We start from the raw sequence: 25,725 nt of genomic DNA, 5'->3' as shown, positions 1-25,725 counted from the left end.
AAGATGATTACAGAATAGGTGGTTAACTTTGCATCAAATCGTGTTATCTTGTTAAAAATTTGGTCAGGATGCCAAATAAAAATTACGCCCTGTTGCTGATTATTTCAAGGATGAATGATGACGCTCATGTCTGCCTATTCTGTGGCCATATATTCGGCCGAAAATTGCACTTTCCATACCCCCAGTGAGTCTGCTAAATGGTTGACATCCCGCGCTTTAGAGGATTGCGTGACGATAGACTCTTCGCATCTGGTATTGATTCAACAAGCCTTATCATTTGATAGTATTCCTACTTGCTCTCGTATTGTTGTTTTGATTCCTGATGACTGGCTTTCGATCTCTCAATGCTCTCTGGAACATTCTGTTCCTTCGTCGTTATTGCCTTTAGCGGCGTTGAGTCACGCTGTTGAGACAAGCTTTCTGCCACCAGAAACCTTAGTGTTTAATTACCAGTGCTTAGAAGAGTCCGTTGGAGATCGCCAATTGCGTGTATTTGCCTGTGCAGCGGAGTGGGCAGAGCAACTTTGTTTACCTTTTCAGTCTACTGCGAAATCTTGTTTATTAATGTCGCAAAGTCAGTGGTTGGGGATACCGTCTCATGATCGCTCCTGGGACTCATTGTTCGCAGCACGCACTATTGCCTTATCAGCCTAATAAAGTAAAGCAGCAACGAGGCTCGCCGCCTTTGGGTTGTGTTAGGTGGAATAAGCGTTTTACTGCATTGTGCGGCGGTGCTGTATTCATTTTATTTACAAGATGAATCTGCACAGATGATCCTAGCTCGTCAGCAGACATTAGCGGCTCAATCCGCCTGGTCTTCAGAGCAAGAAGTGGGAGGGATGACGGAATCTGTATTGGCCCTAATTCAGGCTCTACCCGATTCCGTTCGTCTTGAGAGGGTAAATAGTGAGTCAGAGGGGATGTCTTTTGAAATGACATTGTTAGAGCAAGATTTAGACGTGTTGCTCTCTCGTTGGCAGCAACAATACCCCGATTGGTTTTGGGAGGTTGCGCAGCAGCAATCTGATTCGTCTTTGGTAAGAGCACATAAGGACGTGGTAGATGTCTCTATTAGCGTATTTGAAAAGTAGCGCTTTCTTTTCTTTCGAAATCACTCGTTCCATTGTTCTGTTATTCATATTGTTGCAAATGGCGGTTTGGTATCCCCTTTTGTCGAATTTGCATGACGACGTGAGTCATCACACAAGACTCAATAATCAAGCCGAGAATGAATGGCGACAATGGCAAAAGCAGGCTAATTATCTGCGACAAATACATTTTCCTGATACTTCTTGGGTTCAACAACGCGTGGTGGCAACAGAAATTGATAGGCCCACGCAATGGCTTATTGAGGGAACCGCGTCGTTGATTGCATGGCAAAGCGTGTTGGAGCAAGTTGAGACGCAGCTGCCTTTGGTTTTGCACACTGTGTCTTGGCAAAGAACACAGCTGGGTAATTGGCAAGGTCGGTTGCGGTTTGGTCTTGGTGTTCCTAAGCAGAATCGAGAATATCACAATTGGTTGCCGACTCAATTACGCACAAGGCGCTTCAACAAAGATGATTGGCGACTGGTATCGACGATGCGAGTAGGTGCGGCAGCGTCAGCCATGCTGAACTATAAAAACCATCGTTATTGGATAACGCGGGGAAGTTGGTTGCCTGAAGCTGGTATGACAGTGAATGCAGTATCTTTCGATCAAATTACTCTGGTGGCCAGGGATGGATCGATACAACGACTGCAGGTTCGAGAGGAGAGAGATCAATATGAATAAGGGGTTGTCTCGCTTCCTTCTCGGTTTACTTTGCGTATCACACTCTGCCTTGGCAATGGATGTGTATTTTGAATCGCGCCCACTGCAAGAAGTATTGCCTTGGCTGGCATCGCAAATGAATGAAAGTGTGGTGATTAGCCCTGAGATTGATGACCTGTTAACACTCTCGATTAAAGATGCAAGTTGGAAAGATGTGATGGAGTCGATTGCTCAACAGCCAAATTTAAAACTGCAATGGCAAGGGCGAGTGGCTATTCTGATGCCTAATGAGTCATCATCCATTGATACGAATCATTCTAGCGTGGTTTGCCAGAAAGAGTATTGGGTGATAAAACACGCCAAAGCCGACATCGTTGGTCAGCACTTACAGGTCTTATATCCAGCGTTATCTTTAGTTGTAGATGATAGAACCAATTCCATTATTACCCATTCTTGTGATGCGCCTGAGGGAATAGAAGAAACACTGGCATGGTTGGATGCGCCGTTGCGGCAAATTGAAATCAGTGCTCAAATCGCACAAGTCAGTCGTACAGCGCAATCACAGTTTGGTGTGAACTGGCAAGCTAAGTTGTCAGATGGTGTCCGATCTTCATTAGGCGGTGCAATTGATTTAGGCGCGTTAGTGCCAACGACAAATCTAGACTTTTCAAGCATGGGAGGCTCTGGGTTATTGGCATTTACCTTAGACATGATGGAAAGCGAAGGCTTGGCAAATGTCGTATCAAAACCAAAGATTGTGACCTCAGAGGGGCAGCCTGCTAGGATTGAATCAGGAACAGAGGTGCCTTATCAGGCAGTGAGTGACGACAAAGTCAGTATAGAGTTTCGTCAAGCGGCACTCATGTTAGAGGTGACGCCCTTCGTCAAAGAAGGTGAGCACATCTTGTTATCCCTTAATATTCACCAAGACTCGGTAGGCGATTTAGTTAACGGTGTTCCCAGTCTAAAAACCAATCGACTAAAAACACAAGTGGTGGTGAAAAATCAGGAGACGCTTGTTCTGGGAGGGATTTTTCGGGAAGAAAGTTTTGAATCTGAAAGTCGAGTGCCTTTCTTTAGTGATATTCCATTATTGGGTGAGTTGTTTAAAAGGCGTTCAGAACAGCAAGAAAAGGTTGAATTACTTGTATTTATTACACCAAAGCTGCTACAAATGTCAGTTAACTAGGCCGCAGTCTAAATCTGCTTAATTCCGACGTAATTGAATACAATGATAAAAGCCCCCAATATTATTTTAGTAGGCCCGATGGGCGCAGGAAAAACGACCATAGGTCGTTTGATTTCCCAATCGATGGGCAAAGAGTTTTATGACTTAGATAAGGTCATAGAAGACAATGCTGGTGCAGACATTCCTTGGATCTTTGAGCGTGAGGGGGAAGACGGCTTTCGTAAGCGTGAAACCCAAGCATTGGCTTCTATAGCCGAGTCGGATACAGGTGATTGTGTGTTGGCAACCGGTGGCGGTATCGTGATGCGCGAAGAAAATCGAGAGATTCTTCGCGAAAACGCTTTGGTGGTGTATCTCTATGCATCCGTTGCACAACAGCTTTACCGAACGTCTAAAAGCACTCACCGCCCGCTTTTGCAAACCGGTGATCCGAAAGCGACATTAAAAAAACTATTTGAAGTGCGCGATCCTCTATATCGTGAGGTAGCGAATCTGATTATTGAAACTGATGCACGCCACCCTAGATCTGTCGCCAACAAGGTGTTGGATGCGATTCGGCGTCATCTGAAGATGGAGATTACAGTATCCTGATGCGTACGTTAAACGTTGATCTTGGCGATCGTAGTTACCCTATTTTTATTGGTAGAGGGATTCGCCAGCAAAAGTCGCTTTTTGATGATGCTATTCATGGTAAACAAGTCATGATAGTGACCAATGAAACCATTGCCCCTTTGTATTTAGATGATATGGTTTCTATGTTATCAGCGAACTATAAAGTGGATACGTGTGTTTTGCCCGATGGCGAAGCTTATAAAACGTTGGAAACTTATGGCCTGATTATGTCGGCCTTGTTAGAGGCAAAGCATAATCGTACGACAACGATTATCGCCCTAGGTGGTGGTGTTGTTGGGGACATGGCGGGGTTTGCCGCCGCAACGTATCAACGTGGTGTGCCTTTTATTCAAGTGCCAACGACTTTATTATCGCAAGTGGATTCTTCCGTCGGCGGGAAAACCGGTGTAAATCATCCCTTAGGTAAAAATATGATAGGGGCGTTTTATCAGCCTCAAGCCGTGATTATTGATACAGAAACCTTATCAAGCCTGCCTCAGCGCGAGTTGTCAGCGGGCATGGCCGAAGTCATTAAATATGGTTTGATTTGTGATAGGCCATTTTTTGATTGGTTGGAACAAGAAATGTCTCAGTTGATGGCATTGGACAACGATAAAATTAGCGATGCTATTTATCGTTCCTGTTTAGCGAAGGCCACCGTTGTGGCGCAAGACGAGAGAGAAGGTGGAATTCGTGCTATCTTAAACCTAGGTCACACGTTCGGTCATGCAATAGAAACGGAAATGGGCTATGGCAATTGGTTGCACGGAGAAGCGGTTGCAGCTGGAAGCATGTTAGCCATCGATCTTTCTTGGCGCATGGGTAACTTAACCGAACAGGACGTGAGTCGTTCTGTGGCACTTTTCCAAGCGGCAAATTTACCTGTATTGCCGCCTATGAGTATGACACTTGAGTGTTTCATTGCACGCATGTCATTGGATAAGAAAGTATTGGATGGTAGCCTACGTTTGGTATTGCTGAGTGCATTAGGGGAAGCGATCGTTACATCTGACTTTCCCATGGAAGATTTCAATGCTTGTCTTTTGGATGCACTTGAAGCAAGTAAACAAGCGAATCTTGCTTAATCTTGTTGGGTATTTATTGTTGAAGGACGATTATGTCTAAGCCAGACTTTCAGTTTGATCTAGAGGATGCGCTTAATCAGCCGCCAAAAGCCACGCTGAGGGATCCCTTTGGCTCGAAAGATGCGTCTGTCTATTTTGCTTCCGAAGAAGGCAATCAGCAATTGGCCTTACTTGAGCATTTGAGTCGCTACAGTAGCTTGTTGTCTGTGGTTCAAGGACCGCAAGGTAGCGGCAAAAGTCGCTTCTTGATGGAATTTGCCCGACATCAAGATGACACCACTATCATTAGTCACGTGAAAGCCTCCATGCTCATGACCGCGGGGCAGCTATTGCAGGCCATATATTCGGGCTTTGCTGGTCATTTTACGCAACCCCCGAACGAAACAACATTCGGGCCTCTGTTAAAGTTTTCCCATGATTTGGATGTAAAAGGCCAAGCGGCATTAGTGTTAATTGATAATGCTCAAGAACTTAATACCGACGCGGTGAGTATGTTGCTTGATATGATGTCATTGGCAACGGAAAATCAGACGGTTCCTCATGTTGTGCTGTTTAGTGAGTATCCTCTGTCGCGTAACTTAGATGCTTTTCAGCGGTCTCGTTATGAACAGTTGAGCCATTCCTTTACTCTGGCACCTTATTCTTTAGAGCAAACGCGCTCTTATTTATTACATCGTGTTCGTGCGGTTGGCGGCGGAATCAATCTGCCCTTTAACGACAAGCAGATTAAGCAGATTCATCAAGAGTCTGGCGGCTATCCTGGTCGTATCAATCAGATAGCGCAAGCGATGATGGGCAATGGCAATAAAGCCATTAAATCGGGAATGAAATTTAACCTTGCGATGGGATTCCCATTGGCCCACATGGCATTGCTGTCCGTTGTGATGCTGGGTATTCTTGTTGCGGTGTTGTTTTCTGATAAGTCATCGACACCCAGTGCAACGGCAGACAGAACGAGTAACGTCATTCCTTTGAGTCCGCGGCAAGGGCAATCATCTGCTGAGACTATTGCTCGTATTGACGCTATGCAGCGCAAAATTGGCCAAGAAGGCGATGTTATTCTTCCGCCTATCCCTGAAGACACTTCATTGCCTCCTATTAGCATGTCGAATGAGGTATCAACGAATTCACCTTCTATGTTAGTGCCCGCATTACCTACGGCACCAATTCGTGGCGAAGCTCCTCTGGTCACAGCGGCGGCGGCACCTGTTCAGGCTGTACCCGTGCAAACGGCACCTAAAACAGAGACAGCGAGTGTCAAGCCCACGCCAGACCGTTTTGATAAAACCGAATGGTGGTTATCGCAAAGCCCCAGTCGTTATACGTTACAGCTACTAGGAACGCATAATAAAGGCACTGTACAGGATTTTATCCGCGATCAAGGAGGTGTCGATGCTTTTGGGTACTTTAAGTCAAGGCACAATGGTAAGGATTGGTATGTTGTGGTGTATGGCTCTTACCGCAATCGCAGCGAAGCCATAGCGGTTGCAGAGTCTCTTCCGAAAGATATTCGTGACCTTAATCCTTGGGCGCGCAGTGCCCGAGGAATTCAAGAGGATATTAAGAAAGCCAAGTAGTATTAGCGATTTGCGTTTTTTTTATTGAGAATTCCGCATTTTCTTCTGATGACAGGACAGAAAACCTCATCAATCCTCCTTTTTGTGAGGCTTTTGTATAGTAACCCCCTTAATTTAGTAAAAATCACTGTAATTCTCTGAAAAACATCAATGAACAGTGGAATTTTCTGTTTGGAAAAACTCCAGCCATAGATAATTCTCTAAGTCCGCATTATTTGCCGCTAAACACCCTATAAAAAACGCCAAAATAACATAAAGCAGGCTTGTGCTCGTTTGAGTAGTGCTCGGTGTCAGGGTAGTATGATCGTCCATTTGGGTGGTATTTTGGGTAGATGATAGTCATTCTCGACGTGAGTGAGTTTATACTTGCGATTTTTAACCCAGCCATCTGATCGTCGAATTTATCTAATAATTATTTTTACGTTTTAACTGTGGGAGTTGGTGTATGAATGCAGGCCTTTATCGTCCTGGCGAGTTCAAAGACAACTGTGGCTTTGGCTTAATTGCGCATATGGAAGGCAATACTAGCCACGAATTGCTCAAGACCGCTATTGAGTCTTTGACATGTATGACACACCGTGGCGGCATTGCTGCCGATGGCAAAACGGGTGATGGTTGTGGTCTTCTTATCCAAAAGCCTGATCTATTTTTACGTGGTGAAGCACAGGCTTTATTCAATCACACCTTGTCGGATCTTTACGGTATCGGCATGGTGTTTCTTGACCAAGATGAGGCGCTTGCGAGTGAGCAACGTGAAACGTTAACGAAGAAGCTTACCGATGAAGGTTTGAACGTCGTCGGTTGGCGTGAAGTGCCGATCGATGCGTCTTGTCTTGGTGTTATCGCGATGGATTGCTTGCCGCGTATCGAGCAAGTATTTGTTGATAGCAACCGTATGGATGCTCGTACCTTCGCAACCCGTTTGTTTGTGGCTCGTCGTCAAACTGAGATTGCTTTAGCGCAATACGAAAACTTCTACATCTGTTCTTTGTCCGACAAAGTGTTGGCGTACAAAGGCTTGATGATGCCAGTGGATTTGCCTTTCTTTTATAAAGATTTGGGCAACGAAAAAATGCAAACCGCGATTTGTGTTTTCCACCAACGTTTCTCTACTAATACCTTACCTAAGTGGCCATTGGCGCAACCTTTCCGTATGTTGGCGCACAACGGTGAGATCAATACTATTGAAGGTAACCGTAATTGGGCTTTGGCTCGTAGCAGCAAGCTACGCACGCCGCTGATCCCTGAATTACAAGATCTTCAACCGATTGTGAACTTAACCGGTTCTGACTCGTCTTCCATGGATAACATGTTGGAAGTCTTGGTGACTGGTGGCGTAGATATTTTCCGTGCGGCACGTTTGATCATTCCACCGGCGTGGCAGAACGTAGAAAACATGGATCCAGAGTTGCGTGCTTTTTATCAGTACAACTCTATGCACATGGATCCGTGGGACGGCCCAGCGGGCTTAGTAATGACCGATGGTCGTCACGCTATTTGTATGCTTGACCGTAATGGTCTGCGTCCTGCTCGTTGGGTAGTGACGAAAAACGGCTTTATTACACTGGCTTCTGAAGTGGGCACATATGGCTACAAATCAGAAGATGTTGTGTCGAAAGGCCGTGTAGGTCCTGGCCAAATGCTGGTGATCGATACACAAAATGGCAAAGTATTGCACACGGATGACATCGACAATCGTCTTAAGTCTATGCACCCATATAAAAAATGGTTGAAGCAGGAAGCCATTCGTATCGAATCTTTGTTGGAAGAATCGTCTCTTGAGTTCGTTCCTTTTACCAAAGAAGAAATGCTGACGTATCAGAAAATGTTCCAAGTATCTTATGAAGAGCGTGAGCAAATTTTCCGTCCATTAGCAGAAAGCGGTCATGAAGCCGTTGGCTCTATGGGTGATGACACGCCAATGGCGGTGATGTCCAGTCAGACGCGTCCAGTGACAGATTACTTCCGTCAGAAGTTTGCCCAAGTGACGAACCCACCTATCGATCCGCTGCGTGAATCTGTGGTGATGTCGCTAGAAACGTGTATTGGTGTAGAGCGTAACCTGTTTGAAGAAACACCAAAACACGCAAACCGTATTATCTTGTCTTCGCCTATCTTATCGGCTCGTAAATACAGCCGTTTGTTGGCATTAGATGACCACCGTTTCCGTTTGGTTCGTTTAAACACCAATTACAATCCAGAAGAAGTGTCTCTTGAGCAAGCGATTAAAGACTTGCAATTGAAGGCGGCAGACGTGGTCCGTAATGGCGCTGTGATTGTGGTATTGACCGACCGTGAGATCGTGAAAGGCCATCTACCTATTCCTTCGCCTATGGCCGTTGGTGCGGTGCATCATTATTTGTCTAAGCAAGGTCTACGCTGCGATTCTAACATTATTGCCGACACAGGCTTTGCTCGTGACCCTCATCAATTTGCCGTGTTGTTGGGCTTTGGTGCGACAGCGGTTTATCCGTATCTTTCTTATCGTTTGATTAACGACATGATTGATAAAGGCGAAGTCTTGGGTGACCCAATTGCTTGCCACGTGAAATACCGTAAAGGCATTAACAAAGGTTTGATGAAGATTATCTCTAAAATGGGGATTTCTACCATTGCCTCTTACCGTGGCGCGCAGTTGTTTGAAGCTGTTGGTTTGGACACGAAAGTGGTCGATCTTTGTTTCAAAGGCGTTGCCAGCCGGATTAAAGGCGCTCGCTTTGAAGATTTCCAACAAGATCAACAAACGATTGCCAATAACGCTTGGAAATTGCGCAAACCGATTCAGCAAGGTGGTTATTTAAAATACGTACATGATGCGGAATACCATGCCTTTAACCCTGATGTGGTGCGTAACTTGCAAACGGCGGTGGGTAGTGGTCGTTTCGAGGATTTCACTAAGTACACTGAGCTGGTGAATAATCGTCCTGCCTCTATGTTACGTGATTTGTTTACGTTATCGGATAAAGCAAAGGCGATTCCATTAGACAGCGTTGAGTCCATCGAAGAGATTTTACCTCGCTTCGATTCCGCGGGTATGTCTTTAGGTGCTTTGTCACCAGAAGCCCATGAAGCCCTAGCGCAAGCAATGAATGAATTGGGCTGTCGTTCTAACTCTGGTGAGGGTGGTGAAGATCCAGCTCGTCACGGTACAGAGCGTCGCTCTAAGATCAAGCAAATCGCCTCAGGTCGTTTTGGTGTAACACCAGAATATTTGGTCAACGCAGAAGTGCTACAAATTAAAGTGGCACAAGGGGCGAAACCAGGTGAAGGTGGTCAGTTACCAGGCGGAAAAGTGAACGGCTTAATTGCTCGTCTACGTTATGCCGTACCGGGTGTGACCTTGATTTCACCACCGCCACATCACGATATTTATTCTATCGAGGATTTGGCTCAGCTGATTTTCGACTTGAAACAAGTGAATCCAGATGCGCTAATCTCTGTGAAATTGGTTTCTGAACCGGGTGTGGGTACGATTGCCGCTGGTGTCGCGAAAGCTTACGCGGATTTGATCACCATTTCTGGTTACGACGGTGGTACGGCGGCATCGCCCATTACCTCTATTCGTCATGCGGGCTTCACCATGGGAACTAGGTTTAGCAGAAGCGCAACAAGCGCTTCGTTCTAACGACCTACGTGGCAAAATTCGCCTGCAAACAGACGGTGGTTTGAAAACGGGTCTAGACGTCGTTAAAGCCGCCATTTTGGGTGCAGAAAGCTTTGGTTTTGGTACCACGCCAATGGTGGCGATGGGCTGTAAATTCCTGCGTATCTGTCACTTGAACAACTGTGCGACGGGTGTGGCAACACAGGACCAAGGTTTGCGTGATGATCATTTTATCGGCACGGTCGAGATGATTAAAAACTTCTTCCGCTTTATGGCTGAAGATACACGCTTATGGTTGGCGAAGCTGGGTGTGGCAAGTCTGCAAGACTTGATTGGCCGCACTGATCTGTTAACCATCCTACCTGGCGAAACAGATAAGCAACGCAATTTAGACTTATCACCTATTTTGAAAAACGATGCGATTCCAGCGGACAAAGCGCAATATTGTGTGACGCCTTTTAACCCACCACACGACAAAGGCCTATTGGCGTTAAAAATGTGGGATACGGTGAAAGACGTCGTTGAAGAAAAAGAAGGCGGTGAGTTCTCTTTTGATGTTACTAACTGTGACCGTTCTATTGGCGCTCGTTTGTCTGGTGAGATTGCGAAACGTTATGGCAACCAAGGTATGTCTGATACGCCTATTACCTTGAAATTGAAAGGCACAGCCGGTCAAAGTTTTGGGGTATGGAACGCGGGTGGTTTGCATATGTACCTAGAAGGTGATGCTAACGATTACGTGGGTAAAGGTATGACGGGCGGCAAGTTGGTGATTCGTTCTCCGAAAGGCTCGATTTTCAAATCGCAACATTCCGCCATTATTGGTAACACTTGTTTGTATGGCGCGACGGGCGGTAAATTGTTTGCCGCGGGTACGGCGGGTGAGCGTTTCGCTGTGCGTAACTCCGGTGCTTATACTGTCATTGAAGGCGCAGGCGATCACTGCTGTGAATACATGACTGGCGGTATGGTAACGGTTCTTGGCAATACAGGTTATAACTTTGGTGCGGGTATGACAGGCGGTTTCGCTTATGTACTCGATTTAGATCGTACCTTCGTAGATAAATACAATCACGAATTGGTGGAAATTCACCGCATTGGTACGGAATTGACGGAAGAGTATCGTTCACACCTTCGTTCTGTGATCGAAGAATACGTCCGAGAAACTGACAGCGAATGGGGCCATGAGATCTTAGAAAACTTCTATGACTACATTGGTAAGTTCTGGCTAGTCAAACCAAAAGCCGCCAGCTTAGGTGCGCTGTTGGCAAACACTCGTCAACGTCCGGAATAAAACACGCTGTTGTGGCGCTTGGCTCGATGGAATAAAACGTCGAGCTAAGCGTTGTGAATGAATCAGTCTGACCCATTTGAGAGAAGTGCCGCTTGTTATCAGGCGGCCAAGGAGATAGCAGCTTATGTCTGAGCGCTTGAACAACGTATTTCAATTCGTCGAAGTGGATCGTAAAGATCCTAAAAAGAAGCCTTTAATTACCCGTAAGGCGCAATTCGTCGAAATTTATAAACCCTTTGAAGAAGCCAGTGCGAAAGACCAAGCGCACCGTTGCTTAGAGTGTGGTAATCCTTATTGTGAATGGAAGTGTCCCGTTCATAACTACATTCCAAACTGGCTCAAGTTAGTCAGTGAAGGCAGTATTTTGGAAGCGGCGGAGTTGAGCCATCAAACCAACTCCTTGCCAGAAGTGTGTGGTCGTGTTTGTCCACAAGATCGTCTTTGTGAGGGTGCTTGTACGCTTGGTGAAGGTGGTTTTGGTGCGGTGACGATCGGTTCTGTAGAAAAATACATTACGGATACCGCGTTTGCTTTGGGCTGGCGTCCTGATATGTCTAACGTAGTACCGGTTAACAAAACGGTTGCCATCGTTGGGGCAGGCCCTGCTGGTTTGGCTTGTGCGGACATCTTGGTACGTAATGGCATCAAACCAGTTGTATTTGATAAGTACCCTGAAATCGGTGGCTTGCTGACCTTTGGTATTCCTGAATTCAAACTGGAAAAAAGCGTCATGACGCGTCGTCGTGAAATTTTTGAAGAAATGGGCGTGGAGTTTGTACTTGGAACGTCTGTTGGTGATGACGTACCATTCGAACACGTATTAGAAGAGTACGATGCTGTGTTTTTAGGCATGGGTACATACAAATACATGAAAGGCGGGTTCCCAGGGGAAGATTTGCCGGGTGTTCACGATGCCTTGGATTACCTGATTTCTAACGTCAATCATTGTTTAGATTTTGAAGAAGATCCAGCCGATTACGTGAATCTAAAAGGCAAGCAAGTTGTTGTCTTGGGTGGTGGTGACACGGCGATGGACTGTAACCGTACCGCCATTCGTCAAGGTGCAAAGAGCGTGACTTGTGCTTACCGTCGTGACCAAGAAAACATGCCCGGTTCTCGTAAAGAAGTGCAAAACGCCAAAGAAGAAGGTGTGCAGTTCCTTTTTAATCGTCAGCCAGTCGAGATCGTAGGTAATGGCAAAGTAGAGGGCGTGAAAGTAGTGGAAACACAACTTGGCGAACCCGATGCTAATGGCCGTCGTAGTCCAGAGATCATCGAAGGCAGTGAGCAGATTATTCCGGCTGATACGGTATTGATCGCCTTCGGCTTCCAAGCAAGTCCGGCGCCTTGGTTTGAAAAGTTCGGTATTGAAACCGATGCTCGCGGTCGTGTTGTTGCGCCAAAAGACGGTAAATTTATGTTCCAGACGACCAACGAAAAAATCTTTGCTGGTGGTGACATGGTGCGTGGTTCCGACTTGGTGGTAACAGCAATCGACGAAGGTCGTAAGGCGGCTGAAGGGATTATGGATTTCCTAGACGTGTAAGCGCGACAGCTTTTATTGCTTTTAGTCAAAACGCCAATCAGAGACATCTGGTTGGCGTTTTTGTTTTGTTGGTTTGTCAGGAAAAAAGGATCTAAATTCCAATTGCCTGCGTATGAATAACATCCATCCACAGCGACAGGCTCATTTATGTTTTCTTTTTGAAATCCGATCCGATTAAAAAGCTCGATAAAGAATATGGCGAGCTGCTAGAAAAAGCCATGCAAGCTCAACGCGGTGGCGACATCAGACTCTATTCAGAACTGACAGAGAAGGCCGAAGCCGTGAAAGTGAAGCTGGATGACATGAAAGCTAACAGTTAAAGCTTTCATTAATAATATTTTGCTATCTTAATCCCGAAGTTATATTAAAAAACCAATTTCCAAACTGTAACCTTTTGGGTTACGGTTTTGTGTATGATTAAAACTTTCAAACACAAAGGCCTTGAACGTTTTTACAAAACGGGAAGCACGGCAGGAATTCAAGCTAAGCACAAGAATCGCTTAAAGTTGATTCTTTCAAACCTTGATCAAGCTGAAAATATTGATGATATGGACCTTCCTGGTTTGAGACTTCATACGCTCTCTGGCAATCGAGATGGAATTTGGTCTGTCATGGTGAATGGCAACTGGCGAGTAACCTTTCGGTTTGATGGCCGAGATGCTGAAATTGTGAACTACGAGGACTATCACTAATGAGTATGCATAGCCCCGCTCATCCGGGCGAGATCTTAAAAGAGCCTCATTATTGAGCCAATGGAGTTAACCATAACGGATGTTTCTGCACATCTTAATGTCAGCAGGAAAACCCTATCTAAGGTGTTAAATGGCAGAGGGGCGATTACACCAGAAATGGCATTGCGACTCGAGCTGGCTTTCAAGAAGCCCTCTGCAGATCATTGGCTTAGGTTGCAAAATGCTTATGATTTGTGGGCTGTTAGAGAGCATAAGATTGCGTTGAATGTTCAGCCTTATGAACTGCAATATGCGTGAGCTAGCGCTAGGTTTGCATAGCTAGATTCAATAAAAAACCGGTGTCATAGGCATGACACCGCGTTTTTATGGTGCGCTCTACTGTTGAACGTTAAGCCGCTGCAGCGCTTTCCTGTGGTCGAATCAATGCCAAGCTTTCTTCCGCAAAACCGGTACCGGCTTCGGTGTAGAAGTTGAAGACGTTGTCTATACCGGAGGCGAGTAGTATTTCTCGTTCGTCTTGGTAGCGGGCAATGGCGGCGATTTGGCCTTGGTAGTTGGCTTTGCGCAGCTGTATGGCGATGTTGGTGCTGTCTTCTGCGATGGGTAAGGCCAACATAATGAGGCGAATGCCTTTGGTGTCTAGGCGTTCCCAAAGATCAGCGTCTTCGCCGTCACCATAGAAGACATTTTCATTGGCTTCTTGCATCATTTTTATACGATTTTGGTCGGCGTCCATCCCCGCGACGTTATGACCAATTAAACCTTTTAGCGACTCAAACGCACCACGTCCTACACGTCCAAGACCCACAATTAACACTTCTGCGCCTTTGGGTTGAGTAAAGATGTCTTCAGGCAAGCATTGGCTGCTTTCGAATTGGCGAATGGTTTCTTTGTTTTTGCGGTAAAGCCTGTGGGATTGTCGGTAAATGATGCTGGTAATCACAAACGAAATCGACACAGCGAGCGCTAAAATGACCAGCCATTCTTTTGCTAGCCAGCCATTCGCTACGCTTAGTGCAACGACAATTAGGCCAAACTCGCTGTAGTTAGAAAGGATAAGGGAAGACAAGAAAGACGTTCGGCCACGCAGTTTCATTTTTGTCATCAGGGCGAAGAAGAGAACAAATTTCAACAGAAGGACTAATGTGATGATAAAACTCATGCCAATCATGCTAAAGGTTGGTAACGCTGTAAAGCCAATCGATAGAAAGAAACCGATGAGGAACAAATCTTTAAAGTTTGTTAACGATTTATTCATTTCCGTCGCTTTAGGATGAGAGGCTAACAAAATACCCATAATCAGCGCGCCTAGATCGCCTTTTACGCCGACAAGATAAAAGAGTTCATAGCCGCCTAAAGCAAGAAATAGCCCGGTTAGCGGTAGCATCTCACCGTGTCCGGATTTGTTAACCATTTTATTGATGAGTGGTCTAATAAGCAGTAAGCCAAATAAGCCTAATGCCCAAATGGAAGGGATTTTCCCTGTGGCTGCAACCAGAAAGATAACGGCTACTATGTCTTGCATAACCAGAATGCCTAACGCGAGTTGGCCATGGCGAGTCTTCAATTCACCATTTTCTTCCAAAAGCTTCATCACACACACCGTACTAGAGAAGCTCAGTGCAAAACCGAGTAAAGCAGCAACTTTGTAATCTAGGGCGCCAAAATAGGGGAGGCTTAACGTCCCCAGTAACAATGCGATAGCAGCGAAAACCACACTCCATAATCCCATATGGCTAAGTGTGCTGACCCACACTTCGGGCTTGAGTAGGTCTTTAACGTGGAGCTTTAATCCAATACTAAACAGCATTAGAGTAATACCAATATTAGCGAGAGAGTCTAATGTGCTGCTTGCTTCCATTCCCAGATAATTGAGCAAAAACCCCGCTAATAAAAAACCAATTAATGGCGGTAAATTGATCATTTTGACCGCCAGCCCGCAGACAAAGGCGAATAATATCCAAATAAATTCCATATAGTCCTTCTGAATGAATGGGATAGGTAAAGGGTAAAATTATCATACGAAATTTGTGCGTGTCCTGCAGTAGCTAATATGTTTATTTGTCTTTTATTACTTCACTCAATTTCATACCAAAAATGATATGAAGAACAACATTTATTCTATTTGATTGGTATGTTCATTTTGCCTACTCTGAGTAGCAGGTTTTTTATAAGACCTGATTGGCTCTAAAAAAATAACGATAACAAACCCTACGGCTAACGCAGTTTGCCCTTTATGGCGCTTACTCGGCTGTAACAGGAGACGCTAATGAACTATCTAAAGAATGCCATTGCTGGTTTAGTATTGGGTGCCACTGCGCTGAGGCTCCGCGAGTGCCTTGGCTGCGAGTGGTTATGTTGGTATTGCCATGCCGACTAAATCGTCTGCCCGCTGGATCACAGATGGTGATTCCATGGTCAAACTCTTCCAAGACGCAGGCTATAAGGTTGATCTGCAATACGCTGAAGATGAAATTCCAAATCAACTTTCTCAAATTGAAAACATGATTGTAAAAGGCGTTGATGTATTAGTCATCGCCGCAATTGATGGTACCACTCTTTCAAACGCACTTGAAAATGCCGACGCAGCGGGTATTAAAGTAATTTCCTATGACCGTTTGATCAAAAACAGCCCTCATGTGAGCTACTACGCCACCTTTGATAACTTTAAGGTCGGTGTATTACAAGCTAAGTCTTTGGTCAGTGGTATGGAACAGCGTGGAGCGGCTACTTACAACGTTGAATTGTTTGGCGGCTCACCAGACGACAATAACGCTTATTTCTTCTACGATGGCGCCATGTCTGTGCTTCAACCTATGATCGACTCGGGTAAAGTGAACGTGGTTTCTGGGCAAATGGGCATGGATAAGGTCGGTACCTTGCGCTGGGACGGTGCAACCGCTCAGGCTCGTATGGATAACTTATTGTCAGCGCATTATACGACAAAACGTGTTGATGGTATTTTGTCTCCTTATGACGGTATTTCTATCGGGATTTTGTCTTCTTTGAAAGGCGTTGGTTATGGTTCTGGTAATTTGCCCATGCCGATTGTGACAGGGCAAGATGCGGAAGTGCCATCCGTTAAATCCATCATTGCCGGCGAACAATATTCCACCATCTTCAAGGACACCCGTGAATTAGCCAGTGTGACAGTGGGCATGGTGCAAGCGGTATTGAATGATGCAAAGCCGCAAATTAATGATACTAAAACCTACAACAATGGTATCAAAATTGTGCCAAGTTATTTGCTTGAGCCGGTCACGGTGGATAAATCTAACTGGCAAGATGTGCTATTGGGCAGTGGTTATTACACCAAATCTCAAGTCGAATAAGCCTTTAATGAGTGAGCAAAGCCAAGCTTTTGTGAGTACAAAATTGGCTTCGCTCGTGACATCGTGAAAATTTTTAATTGATCCTAATTCAACAATAATAAACCAGCGAGAGCGCTATTCACCGTGTGTTAATGCGGTAGTAGCGCCTTGCTAATGGGATGTTTTATGGAAAATATTATTTTGGAAATGCGCAGCATTACCAAGACATTTCCTGGAGTAAAAGCCCTCGACTCAGTGAACCTTAAAGTTCGTTCAGGGGAGATCCACGCTTTGGTGGGGGAAAACGGCGCGGGAAAATCCACTCTCATGAAGGTATTGAGTGGGGTTTATCCACATGGCAGTTACGATGGCGATATTCTTTTTAATAACGAGACTGTTGCCTTTTCCGGTATTAGGGACAGCGAAGCAAAAGGCATCATTATTATTCACCAAGAGTTGGCATTAGTGTCACTTTTATCCATCGCTGAGAATTTATTTTTAGGCAACGAGAATGTGGAAGGTGGCGTCATTAACTGGCCGAAGACCTTCTCGCGTACCCAAGACTTGTTAGCCAAAGTAGGTTTGAAAGAATCGCCGTCGACGTTAGTCGGTCAACTGGGGGTCGGTAAACAGCAACTGGTTGAGATTGCTAAAGCCCTTGCTAAAGACGTGAAGTTATTGATTTTGGATGAGCCAACCGCCGCTTTGCAAGAAAACGACAGCGCCAAATTGCTTGATTTGCTACTGGAATTAAAAGCACAAGGCATCTCTTCTATCCTGATCACCCACAAATTGAATGAAATCAGCCGAGTAGCAGACAGCATTACCGTGATTCGTGACGGCGCGTCAGTGTCAACGCTGGATTGTCATGCACAAAACATCAGTGAAGAAGACATTATTCGTGACATGGTTGGTCGTGATATGGCGCACCGCTATCCAGCGAGAGAGAGTCAATTAGGCAAAATACTAATGGAAGTCAGCGGTTGGAACGTATGGCATGCCGATGCGTTGGATCGCCAGATGCTGCACGACATTGAATTTACTGTTCGTGCTGGCGAAGTCATCGGGATCGCAGGACTAATGGGGTCTGGACGAACGGAATTGGCCATGAGTCTGTTTGGTCAAAGCTACGGCAAAAATGTGCAAGGTGAGGTGCGTTTGCGCGGTGAACTCGCCGATTTATCGACGGTGCCAAAAGCGATTAAAAGCGGTTTGGCCTACGTTACTGAAGATCGTAAAGAACTGGGCTTGATCCTAGAAGAAACCATTCAAACCAATACCACGCTAGCGAATTTGCTTAGGGTTTCGTCTTTTGGGGTCATCGATGAAAACATCGAACGTCAAGTGTCTGAAGATTATCGACAAGCTCTAAATATTCGTACCCCAAGCGTGTTTCAAAAGGTGATGAACTTATCCGGTGGTAACCAGCAGAAAGTCGTATTAAGCAAATGGCTGTATTCACAACCAGATGTGTTGATTTTGGATGAGCCTACTCGTGGTATCGATGTAGGTGCCAAGTTTGAAATTTACAGCATCATCAATCAGCTTGCTGATGACGGTAAAGGCGTGGTGATGATTTCTTCAGAGATGCCAGAGTTGCTTGGCATGTGTGATCGTATTTATGTGATGAACGAAGGCCGTTTGGTTGGCGAATTAGACAAAGCTGATGCGAGCCAAGAGAAAATCATGTCAATGATAGTGAAAGCCTAGCGATAGCAATAATAACGGCGAGAAGAATAATAGCGGAGCAATAATAATGACAACCAAAGAAACCTCTACAGCGGTCCAATCGGCACCTTCTGTTACTGACTATTTAAAGTCACACGTACGTGATTACGGCATGCTGATTGCGCTTGTGGTCATCATGGGGATGTTTCAGTTTTTGACCGATGGCATATTGATGCGCCCGGTTAACCTGACCAATTTATTTTTACAAAACAGCTACATCATTATCATGGCGATTGGTATGTTGCTGGTGATCGTTGCGGGGCATATTGATTTATCAGTTGGCTCAGTGGCGGGGTTTATTGGGGCATTGGCGGCGGTGATGGCGGTAAATTATAACTTACCCACTATTATTGTTGTGCCGGTTTGCCTGCTGGTTGGCTTAATTATTGGCGGCTTGCAGGGCTACTGGATCGCTTATTGGAAGATTCCGGCTTTTATCGTTACCTTGGCCGGCATGTTGGTATTTCGTGGTTTGACGTTGACCTTGCTGGAAGGGCAATCCATCGGACCGTTTCCAGAAAGCTTTCAGCTATTAAGTACTGGCTTTATTCCAGATGTGTTTGGGGCAGGACGTCCAAATATTACGGCATTAGTATTGGGTGTGTTAGCCGCCAGTGCCATTGTATTCTTAGCAGCTCGTAGCCGTGCTAGAGCGTTGAAGTATGGTATTCAAGATGAGCCTTTTGCTTTCTTTATCGTGAAGAATGCTTTGATCGCAGTTGCCATTATCTACCTATCTTACATGTTGAGTACGTATCGTGGTTTACCAAACGTATTGATCACCATGGCGGTACTGATCGCTATCTATACCTTTATTACAAACAGCACGACGATTGGTCGTCGTATCTATGCCTTGGGTGGCAACGTAAAAGCGGCGAAATTATCGGGTATCAATACCGAGCGTTTGACCTTTTTGACCTTCGCCAACATGGGCATGTTGGCTGCTTTGGCAGGATTAATCTTTGCCGCCCGCTTGAACACAGCTACGCCAAAAGCCGGTTTTGCTTTTGAGTTGGATGTTATTGCGGCCGTCTTTATCGGCGGCGCCTCCATGACGGGCGGCGTTGGTAAAGTCATCGGTGCGGTGATTGGTGCTTTCATCATGGGCGTTATGAACAACGGGATGTCGATATTGGGTATAGGGATTGATTGGCAGCAAGTTATCAAGGGCTTGGTATTGCTCGCTGCGGTTATTTTCGACGTCTACAACAAACAAAAAGCGCGCTAAGAACGCGGGTTAAGGAGCGATTTATGTTGTTTTTATCTCAAATTAAACAAGGTGGTGTGGTGTGCCGTGAAGGCAGCGAAGCACACCTTGTTCTTCATGCATCGAGTGTTTACGAACTCGCAACAGAAGCCGTTAAAAATGGCGTGCCGCTGAAGTCTATTATTGCAAAGTATGGTTTGGGGGAGTCTGTGAATTTGGCAGAGCTGGCAAAAAATAATCAGTTAGATTGCCCAGTTCGACATCCTGATCCAGCGCATATGTATCTGACTGGTACAGGCTTAACGCATTTAGGCTCTGCAGCAACACGTAATGCTATGCATGCGAAAAGTGAAGAACTGACCGATTCCATGAAAATTTTCCAAATGGGCGTGGAAGGTGGCAAGCCAAAAGACGGACAAGAAGGCGTTCAGCCAGAGTGGTTTTACAAAGGCAATGGTGCTGGTGTAATCGCACCAGGTGAGGCCTTGCCTTCACCATCTTTTGCTTTAGATGGCGGTGAAGAGCCAGAAATCGCGGGTTTTTACTTGGTGGGCGAAGACGGCAAAGTGCATCGTCTTGGTTACACCTTGGCGAATGAATTTTCAGATCACGTAACAGAGCGTCAAAACTATTTGTATCTAGCGCATTCAAAATTGCGTCCTGCGTCGTTTGGTCCTGAATTGTTGGTGGGCGAATTGCCCATGCACATTGATGGTCATTCACGCATCGAACGTGGCGAAAAAACGCTCTGGGAAAAAGGCTTTTTATCCGGTGAAGACAATATGTCGCATACCTTTAAAAACTTAGAGCACCATCATTTCAAATATGCGATTTTCCGCCAGCCGGGCGATCTACATGTACACATGTTTGGCACAGCAACCTTGTCTTTTGCTGATGGCATTCAGGCTCAAGAAGGCGATGTCTTTGAAATTTCCTCACCTACCTTTGGTTTGCCATTGCGCAATACATTAGCGAAAGCGGATGAACTTGATACCGAGGTAGCGCCGCTATGAATAAATCAAAGAGTGCCGTTTATCCAGATTTAAAAGATCGCTCAGTCTTTATCTCTGGCGGTGCGACGGGTATAGGTGCGGCCATCGTTGAAGCATATGCCAAGCAAGGTGCGAAAACGGCTTTTGTCGACTTGGATGAAAAAGCTGGTACGGCACTGGCTAAACGTCTGAAAAAAGATGGTTATGAGGTGCGTTTTGAGGTCTGTGACATTACTAACATCCAAGATTACCAGAGCAAAATTCGTGCGGCAGCAGACGCGTTCGGTCCTATTTCCGTGTTGTTGAATAACGCCGCTAACGACGTGCGTCATTCTTTAGAATCGCTGACAGAAGAGCGTTTTGATGAGCTGGTTGGTGTGAACATCAAACACGCTATGTTTGCCGCTCAAGCCGTCGCGCCGATGATGCGCAAACTCGGTGGCGGTTCGATCATCAATTTTGGCTCAGTGGGCTGGATGATGGCGACAGCCGGTTATCCAACTTACGGCACGAGCAAAGCGGCGACTCATGGTTTAACTCGATCTCTGGCCCGTGATTTAGGTGGCTCTGGTATTCGTGTGAATACCTTGGTACCGGGCTGGGTGATGACGGAAAAGCAACTGCGCCTGTGGGTCGATGATGCGGCAGAAGAGAAAATTAAACAGAGCCAATGCCTAACAGGCAAGGTACTGCCTGAACACATCGCCAATATGGCACTGTTTTTAGGGTCCGATGCGGCGGCTATGTGTTCGGCGCAGAACTTTATTGTTGATGGAGGTTGGGTATGAGTGATTCTGAAAAAAACAAGTTCGTACCAAAAACATGGCCCCGCAAATTACGTTCAACCGAATGGTTTGGCGGTACCTCACGTGATCATATTTACCACCGCAGCTGGATGAAAAACCAAGGCCTGCCGGCGGATTTATTTGATGGTCGCCCCGTTATTGGCATTTGTAATACCTGGTCGCAGCTTACACCTTGTAACGCCCATCTTCGAGATCTTGCCGATCGAGTGAAACACGGTATTTATGAAGCGGGTGGTTTGCCACTAGAGTTTCCTGTGTTCTCTGTGGGTGAAAGCTCACTGCGTCCGACGGCTATGATGTATCGCAACATGGCGGCGATGGACGTGGAGGAGGCTTTGCGTGCCAACCCGCTTGATGGCGTTGTTTTGTTAGCAGGTTGTGACAAAACCACACCGGCGCTGCTTATGGGCGCGTGTAGTGTCGATATCCCTGCGATTGTGGTATCTGGTGGCCCAATGTTGAATGGCTACTTCAGAGGCGAGCGTGTGGGCTCTGGTACAGCCTTGTGGCAAATGTCGGAAGACATTAAAGCGGGCAAGATGACACAAGAAGACTTCCTTGAAGCCGAGCAATCTATGTCTCGCTCTGCGGGTTCTTGTAACACCATGGGCACCGCTAGCACCATGGCCTCGATGGCTGAAGCCTTGGGCATGGCGTTATCGGGTAACGCAGCGATTCCTGCAGTAGATAGCCGTCGTCGCGTTATGGCGCATCTAACTGGTCGTCGTATCGTTGATATGGTGAAAGACGATTTAAAGCCGTCTGATATTTTGACTCGCCAAGCTTTTGAAAACGCGATTCGCGTCAACGGCGCGATTGGTGGCTCGACCAATGCGGTGATTCATTTATTGGCTATTGCTGGTCGTGTGGGTGTGGATTTAACCCTAGATGACTGGGATAAATTGGGCCAAGAAATTGCCACTATTGTGAACCTGATGCCATCGGGCAAATACCTGATGGAAGAATTCTTCTACGCGGGTGGTTTGCCTGTGGTAATTAAGCATCTGGCAGAAGCTGGAAAACTACACAAAAACGCCATTACCGTGTCTGGTGAATCCATTTGGGAAGAAGTAAAAGAGGTTCGTAATTGGAACCCAGACGTCATTTTGCCAGTGGAAAAAGCACTGACACAAAAAGGCGGTATTGTTGTATTAAAAGGTAACCTTGCGCCACAAGGTGCAGTACTGAAACCTTCTGCGGCATCGGCGCATTTATTACAACACCGTGGCCGCGCTGTGGTATTCGAAGACATTGATGACTACAAAGCTAAGATCAATGATGAAGCCTTGGATATCGATGAAAACTGCGTCATGGTGCTAAAAAACTGTGGACCGAAAGGTTATCCAGGTATGGCGGAGGTTGGCAACATGGGCTTGCCACCAAAAGTGCTGCGCAAGGGTATTAAAGACATGGTGCGCATTTCTGATGCGCGTATGTCGGGTACGGCGTATGGCACTGTGGTATTGCATACGACACCAGAAGCCGCAGCGGGTGGGCCATTGGCCGTGATACAAAATGGCGACATGATTGAGCTGGATGTCGAAAAACGACGCTTACATGTGGACATTTCAGATGAAGAAATGGCCAGTCGATTGGCGAACTGGAAGAGCCATTTAGAGCCACCCAAAAGCGGCTATATCAAGCTGTTCCATGACCATGTGCAAGGAGCGGATACGGGGGCTGATTTTGACTTCCTAAAAGGTTGTCGTGGTGCGGCCGTACCAAAAGACAGTCATTAATTAAAAAGCAGAGAGGAGTGAGTATGTTAACGGGACAGCATTTTATTGCCGGCAAATGGGTAAAGGGCGACGCAACATTTTCTTCCGAGCCTTCTTCTGGGTCTTCTCATGAGTTTGCCGTGGGGCGTGTTGCTGATGTAAATGCGGCAGTAGAAGCGGCAGAAGCGGCCTTTGAAACGTTTGGGTATTCTTCTCGCGAAGAGCGTGCCGCGTTTCTGAATGCGATTGCTGACGAAATCGATGTGCTAGGCGATCAAATTACTGAAATCGGCGTGCAGGAAACGGGCTTACCAGCGGCACGGTTACAGGGCGAACGTGGCCGTACTACGGGTCAGTTACGCTTGTTTGCTGAGCGCATCTTATCGGGCGAATATTTAGATCGTCGTTATGATGAAGCCTTGCCAGATCGCGCACCGTTGCCGCGTCCAGATATGTACATGATCCAGCGTCCAATCGGCCCCGTTGCCGTATTTGGTGCGTCTAATTTTCCATTGGCGTTTTCAACGGCGGGTGGCGATACCGCCGCCGCGTTGGCGGCAGGTTGCCCTGTGGTGGTCAAAGGCCATTCGGCACACCCGGAACGGGCGAGTTAGTGGCACAAGCCATTGATAAGGCCATTAAGCGTTGCAACATGCCAGACGGTGTTTTCTCTTTGATTCAAGGGGGCAATCGTCAGGTAGGGCAAGCCTTGGTGCAACATCCACTGATCAAGGCGGTTGGCTTTACTGGCAGCTTGGCGGGTGGCCGTGCCTTGTTTGATTTGTGTGCGGCACGTCCAGAGCCGATTCCGTTTTTTGGTGAACTGGGTTCTGTAAACCCAATGTTTGTGATGCCAGAAGCCGTTAAAAATCGTGCGGAGGCATTGGGTAAAGGTTGGGCTGGCTCATTAACCATGGGTGCTGGACAGTTTTGTACTAACCCTGGAATTGCGGTCATGTTGGACAATGAAGATGCCCAGAAGATGATCGCAGCCGCCAGTGCCGCTTTATCGGAAACATCAGCACAAACTATGCTCACAGATGGCATTGCCGATGCGTACCGTTCTGGTGTCGCAGCGATGGAAAAAACGGGCATTCAGGCGGTTGTTCGTTCAGCGGATACAGATGATCGTACGGCTCGACCAAACTTATTCACGGTAACGGGTCAAGTGTGGTTGGATAACCCAACCTTGCATCAAGAGGTCTTTGGGCCACTTGGATTGATTGTTTTAGCGAACAGTGTTGAGCAAATGGTCGAGTTAGCTCGTCATTTGGAAGGTCAGCTGACTTGTACTATTCATCTTGATGAAGGCGATCATGCGGCGTGTCAGAAACTCTTGCCTGTGCTGGAGCGTAAAGCGGGTCGTTTGCTGGCAAATGGTTTTCCAACCGGTGTGGAAGTAAACGATACCATGGTGCATGGCGGTCCATATCCAGCGTCGACAAACTTCGGTGCCACTTCAGTGGGCACTTTGTCGATACGTCGTTTCTTGCGCCCTGTGTGTTATCAAAACATTCCAAAGGCTTTGTTACCAAAAGATCTTGTTGGCTAATTTTTGTTGAGATACCCAAGGCGGGGTTTGAGCGAGTGGTCTGTGAAGCAGGCGACTCGCTTTTTTTATATATCACTCTTTATCGGTTTCTGTTCCAGTTCGGCTAATACTAAACGCTTGAGCTGATTGGCAAGAGGGGATAATTGGCGACCACGCATTTGCAACAAATAATAGGGGCTCATGACAATTTTTCTATCCAATTTTAGTGTTTTTAAGTCGGCTTTGACTTTATGACCCACTAACAAATCACTGACTTCTCTCGCCATCGGCGCAATGGCGTTGGAAGACACCAAGATAGCGATTAATGCCAATAAAGAGGTGCTGTTGGTAATGCTTAACGGCAGTTCAGCGCGTTCTTCCATAAAGGCCGCTTCGACCGCTTCACGTATGGGCGCACGGTGGGACTGCATGACCCATTCAAAATGAGCGAGGTCTTTGACGCGCACTTTATCAAGATTAGCTAATGGGTGATCTTTTCGCACCACGAGTGTGACCGATTCAGTACGGGCTGGATAAATTTCAAATTCGTTGGCGTCGTATTGTTTGGGGATACGCGCGAGCACGAAGTCATTGTGTCCAGCGATTAAATCACGCACCAAAATATCACTGGTGTCCACATTGATGTCTATTTCGGCTTTGGGGGCGATGGCACGCAATTGTTGAATGGCTGGAATGACAAACCCCACTGCGGCCCCGGTAACCGCGCCAATTGAGGTGGTGCCTCCGCCACCTTCTTTTAGTTCGCCTACTTCACGGGCAAGATCTCGTAGCTCAACCAATAAATTGTGTGCCCGACGTGCCACAGCTTGACCAACCAAGGTTGGTTCCATGCCTTTGGCGTGACGAATGAATAAACGCGTGCCAATAGTTTGTTCGATTTCACTCAACATACGTGACGCGGCAGGTTGTGTCATTGCCATCTCATCGGCCGCAATACCGAGCTGACCATGCTCTGCTATGACCGAAATTAAGCGCAGTTGAGTCAGTTTTAAATGCTTGGCCAGACCTATGTCCATATCGACCTCTATTATTGTTTTTAATGAAGATATCTTACTCTAAA

Annotated in this window: 21 protein-coding genes and 1 pseudogene; 20 read left to right on the top strand and 2 right to left on the bottom strand. The window is 46.4% G+C overall.

Going from position 1 to position 25,725, the window contains the following annotated elements:
• The first annotated feature begins 117 nt into the window (after nucleotides 1-117).
• The 12 genes and pseudogenes from AC0L6V_RS15850 (at nucleotide 118) to AC0L6V_RS15795 (ending at nucleotide 13,648) form a co-directional block, all read left to right on the top strand.
• Complete coding sequence (locus tag AC0L6V_RS15850; protein ID WP_418138419.1) at nucleotides 118-654, top strand: hypothetical protein; 537 nt, start codon at nucleotides 118-120, stop codon at nucleotides 652-654.
• A gap of 77 nt (nucleotides 655-731) precedes the next feature.
• A complete protein-coding gene (locus AC0L6V_RS15845) occupies nucleotides 732-1,091 on the top strand; it encodes a hypothetical protein (protein WP_265218117.1) in 360 nt (119 codons plus the stop codon).
• The gene (locus AC0L6V_RS15840) at nucleotides 1,063-1,773 is read left to right on the top strand and encodes a hypothetical protein (protein WP_265218116.1); all 711 of its coding nucleotides are present in this window, start codon (nucleotides 1,063-1,065) and stop codon (nucleotides 1,771-1,773) included. The genes AC0L6V_RS15845 and AC0L6V_RS15840 overlap by 29 nt, the downstream gene beginning before the upstream one ends.
• Nucleotides 1,766-2,941: a type IV pilus secretin PilQ gene (locus AC0L6V_RS15835; protein WP_265218115.1), complete on the top strand. Its 1,176-nt coding sequence runs from the start codon at nucleotides 1,766-1,768 to the stop codon at nucleotides 2,939-2,941. Before AC0L6V_RS15840 ends, AC0L6V_RS15835 begins: the two co-directional genes overlap by 8 nt.
• Nucleotides 2,942-2,983: 42 nt before the next feature.
• Nucleotides 2,984-3,532, top strand: coding sequence for a shikimate kinase (locus AC0L6V_RS15830; RefSeq protein ID WP_111609004.1), 549 nt, complete (start codon nucleotides 2,984-2,986; stop codon nucleotides 3,530-3,532).
• Entirely contained in the window at nucleotides 3,532-4,638 is a 1,107-nt protein-coding gene (gene aroB / locus AC0L6V_RS15825; RefSeq protein ID WP_265218114.1) for a 3-dehydroquinate synthase, read from the top strand. Before AC0L6V_RS15830 ends, aroB begins: the two co-directional genes overlap by 1 nt.
• A gap of 32 nt (nucleotides 4,639-4,670) precedes the next feature.
• Nucleotides 4,671-6,215, top strand: a complete 1,545-nt coding sequence (locus AC0L6V_RS15820) for an SPOR domain-containing protein (protein WP_265218113.1) — start codon at nucleotides 4,671-4,673, stop codon at nucleotides 6,213-6,215.
• A gap of 445 nt (nucleotides 6,216-6,660) precedes the next feature.
• A pseudogene (gene gltB, locus AC0L6V_RS15815) lies at nucleotides 6,661-11,113 on the top strand (glutamate synthase large subunit).
• A 124-nt stretch (nucleotides 11,114-11,237) separates the two neighbouring features.
• The gene (locus tag AC0L6V_RS15810) at nucleotides 11,238-12,659 is read left to right on the top strand and encodes an FAD-dependent oxidoreductase (protein ID WP_265218112.1); all 1,422 of its coding nucleotides are present in this window, start codon (nucleotides 11,238-11,240) and stop codon (nucleotides 12,657-12,659) included.
• A gap of 158 nt (nucleotides 12,660-12,817) precedes the next feature.
• Nucleotides 12,818-12,979 (top strand): DUF6435 family protein, encoded by a 162-nt coding sequence (locus AC0L6V_RS15805; protein WP_418138418.1) that lies wholly within the window; start codon nucleotides 12,818-12,820, stop codon nucleotides 12,977-12,979.
• Between the two features lie 93 nt (nucleotides 12,980-13,072).
• Nucleotides 13,073-13,351 (top strand): type II toxin-antitoxin system RelE/ParE family toxin, encoded by a 279-nt coding sequence (locus AC0L6V_RS15800; protein WP_111609010.1) that lies wholly within the window; start codon nucleotides 13,073-13,075, stop codon nucleotides 13,349-13,351.
• A gap of 60 nt (nucleotides 13,352-13,411) precedes the next feature.
• Nucleotides 13,412-13,648 (top strand): HigA family addiction module antitoxin, encoded by a 237-nt coding sequence (locus tag AC0L6V_RS15795; RefSeq protein WP_265218111.1) that lies wholly within the window; start codon nucleotides 13,412-13,414, stop codon nucleotides 13,646-13,648.
• Nucleotides 13,649-13,739: 91 nt separating this feature from the next.
• Here AC0L6V_RS15795 and AC0L6V_RS15790 read toward each other — a convergent pair whose 3' ends face one another.
• Complete coding sequence (locus AC0L6V_RS15790; protein WP_265218110.1) at nucleotides 13,740-15,326, bottom strand: cation:proton antiporter family protein; 1,587 nt, start codon at nucleotides 15,324-15,326, stop codon at nucleotides 13,740-13,742.
• Nucleotides 15,327-15,720: 394 nt separating this feature from the next.
• Here AC0L6V_RS15790 and chvE point away from each other — a divergent pair, with 394 nt between their 5' ends.
• The 8 genes from chvE to AC0L6V_RS15750 all read left to right on the top strand — a co-directional run bounded on the left by chvE (nucleotide 15,721) and on the right by AC0L6V_RS15750 (nucleotide 24,665).
• The gene (gene chvE / locus AC0L6V_RS15785) at nucleotides 15,721-16,683 is read left to right on the top strand and encodes a multiple monosaccharide ABC transporter substrate-binding protein (RefSeq protein WP_418138417.1); all 963 of its coding nucleotides are present in this window, start codon (nucleotides 15,721-15,723) and stop codon (nucleotides 16,681-16,683) included.
• Nucleotides 16,684-16,848: 165 nt separating this feature from the next.
• A complete protein-coding gene (gene mmsA / locus AC0L6V_RS15780; RefSeq protein ID WP_265218109.1) occupies nucleotides 16,849-18,372 on the top strand; it encodes a multiple monosaccharide ABC transporter ATP-binding protein in 1,524 nt (507 codons plus the stop codon).
• A 46-nt stretch (nucleotides 18,373-18,418) separates the two neighbouring features.
• Nucleotides 18,419-19,618 carry a multiple monosaccharide ABC transporter permease gene (gene mmsB / locus AC0L6V_RS15775; protein ID WP_265218108.1) on the top strand — a complete coding sequence of 400 codons (1,200 nt, stop codon included), beginning with the start codon at nucleotides 18,419-18,421 and terminating at the stop codon, nucleotides 19,616-19,618.
• A gap of 23 nt (nucleotides 19,619-19,641) precedes the next feature.
• Nucleotides 19,642-20,610 (top strand): AraD1 family protein, encoded by a 969-nt coding sequence (araD1, locus tag AC0L6V_RS15770; protein WP_265218107.1) that lies wholly within the window; start codon nucleotides 19,642-19,644, stop codon nucleotides 20,608-20,610.
• Entirely contained in the window at nucleotides 20,607-21,377 is a 771-nt protein-coding gene (locus AC0L6V_RS15765) for an SDR family NAD(P)-dependent oxidoreductase (RefSeq protein ID WP_409418768.1), read from the top strand. Before araD1 ends, AC0L6V_RS15765 begins: the two co-directional genes overlap by 4 nt.
• A complete protein-coding gene (araD, locus tag AC0L6V_RS15760; protein WP_409418767.1) occupies nucleotides 21,374-23,134 on the top strand; it encodes an L-arabinonate dehydratase in 1,761 nt (586 codons plus the stop codon). The genes AC0L6V_RS15765 and araD overlap by 4 nt, the downstream gene beginning before the upstream one ends.
• A 23-nt stretch (nucleotides 23,135-23,157) precedes the next feature.
• Nucleotides 23,158-23,727 (top strand): aldehyde dehydrogenase family protein, encoded by a 570-nt coding sequence (locus tag AC0L6V_RS15755; protein ID WP_265218103.1) that lies wholly within the window; start codon nucleotides 23,158-23,160, stop codon nucleotides 23,725-23,727.
• A complete protein-coding gene (locus AC0L6V_RS15750; protein WP_418138416.1) occupies nucleotides 23,727-24,665 on the top strand; it encodes an aldehyde dehydrogenase family protein in 939 nt (312 codons plus the stop codon). Before AC0L6V_RS15755 ends, AC0L6V_RS15750 begins: the two co-directional genes overlap by 1 nt.
• Before the next feature lie 65 nt (nucleotides 24,666-24,730).
• On the opposite strand, the gene AC0L6V_RS15745 is transcribed toward AC0L6V_RS15750, so the two are convergent.
• A complete protein-coding gene (locus AC0L6V_RS15745) occupies nucleotides 24,731-25,681 on the bottom strand; it encodes a LysR family transcriptional regulator (RefSeq protein ID WP_409418765.1) in 951 nt (316 codons plus the stop codon).
• Nucleotides 25,682-25,725: the final 44 nt, after the last annotated feature.

It is taken from the genome of Marinomonas sp. G8-14 (assembly GCF_055808935.1).
The sequence above is the reverse complement of the archived record's forward strand: the minus strand, read 5'-3'. Positions and strand labels throughout refer to the sequence as shown.

What these genes read in the sequence shown, in the direction of transcription:
- mmsA (WP_265218109.1), top strand. Translation starts at nt 16,849, where the DNA reads ATGGAAAATATTATTTTGGAAATGCGCAGCATTACCAAGACATTTCCT.
- AC0L6V_RS15820 (WP_265218113.1), top strand. Translation starts at nt 4,671, where the DNA reads ATGTCTAAGCCAGACTTTCAGTTTGATCTAGAGGATGCGCTTAATCAG.
- AC0L6V_RS15755 (WP_265218103.1), top strand. Translation starts at nt 23,158, where the DNA reads ATGTTAACGGGACAGCATTTTATTGCCGGCAAATGGGTAAAGGGCGAC.
- AC0L6V_RS15795 (WP_265218111.1), top strand. Translation starts at nt 13,412, where the DNA reads ATGGAGTTAACCATAACGGATGTTTCTGCACATCTTAATGTCAGCAGG.
- AC0L6V_RS15840 (WP_265218116.1), top strand. Translation starts at nt 1,063, where the DNA reads ATGTCTCTATTAGCGTATTTGAAAAGTAGCGCTTTCTTTTCTTTCGAA.
- AC0L6V_RS15765 (WP_409418768.1), top strand. Translation starts at nt 20,607, where the DNA reads ATGAATAAATCAAAGAGTGCCGTTTATCCAGATTTAAAAGATCGCTCA.
- araD (WP_409418767.1), top strand. Translation starts at nt 21,374, where the DNA reads ATGAGTGATTCTGAAAAAAACAAGTTCGTACCAAAAACATGGCCCCGC.
- AC0L6V_RS15745 (WP_409418765.1), bottom strand. Translation starts at nt 25,681, where the DNA reads ATGGACATAGGTCTGGCCAAGCATTTAAAACTGACTCAACTGCGCTTA.
- AC0L6V_RS15830 (WP_111609004.1), top strand. Translation starts at nt 2,984, where the DNA reads ATGATAAAAGCCCCCAATATTATTTTAGTAGGCCCGATGGGCGCAGGA.
- AC0L6V_RS15790 (WP_265218110.1), bottom strand. Translation starts at nt 15,326, where the DNA reads ATGGAATTTATTTGGATATTATTCGCCTTTGTCTGCGGGCTGGCGGTC.
- AC0L6V_RS15835 (WP_265218115.1), top strand. Translation starts at nt 1,766, where the DNA reads ATGAATAAGGGGTTGTCTCGCTTCCTTCTCGGTTTACTTTGCGTATCA.
- aroB (WP_265218114.1), top strand. Translation starts at nt 3,532, where the DNA reads ATGCGTACGTTAAACGTTGATCTTGGCGATCGTAGTTACCCTATTTTT.
- chvE (WP_418138417.1), top strand. Translation starts at nt 15,721, where the DNA reads ATGCCGACTAAATCGTCTGCCCGCTGGATCACAGATGGTGATTCCATG.
- AC0L6V_RS15800 (WP_111609010.1), top strand. Translation starts at nt 13,073, where the DNA reads ATGATTAAAACTTTCAAACACAAAGGCCTTGAACGTTTTTACAAAACG.
- araD1 (WP_265218107.1), top strand. Translation starts at nt 19,642, where the DNA reads ATGTTGTTTTTATCTCAAATTAAACAAGGTGGTGTGGTGTGCCGTGAA.
- AC0L6V_RS15810 (WP_265218112.1), top strand. Translation starts at nt 11,238, where the DNA reads ATGTCTGAGCGCTTGAACAACGTATTTCAATTCGTCGAAGTGGATCGT.
- mmsB (WP_265218108.1), top strand. Translation starts at nt 18,419, where the DNA reads ATGACAACCAAAGAAACCTCTACAGCGGTCCAATCGGCACCTTCTGTT.
- AC0L6V_RS15850 (WP_418138419.1), top strand. Translation starts at nt 118, where the DNA reads ATGACGCTCATGTCTGCCTATTCTGTGGCCATATATTCGGCCGAAAAT.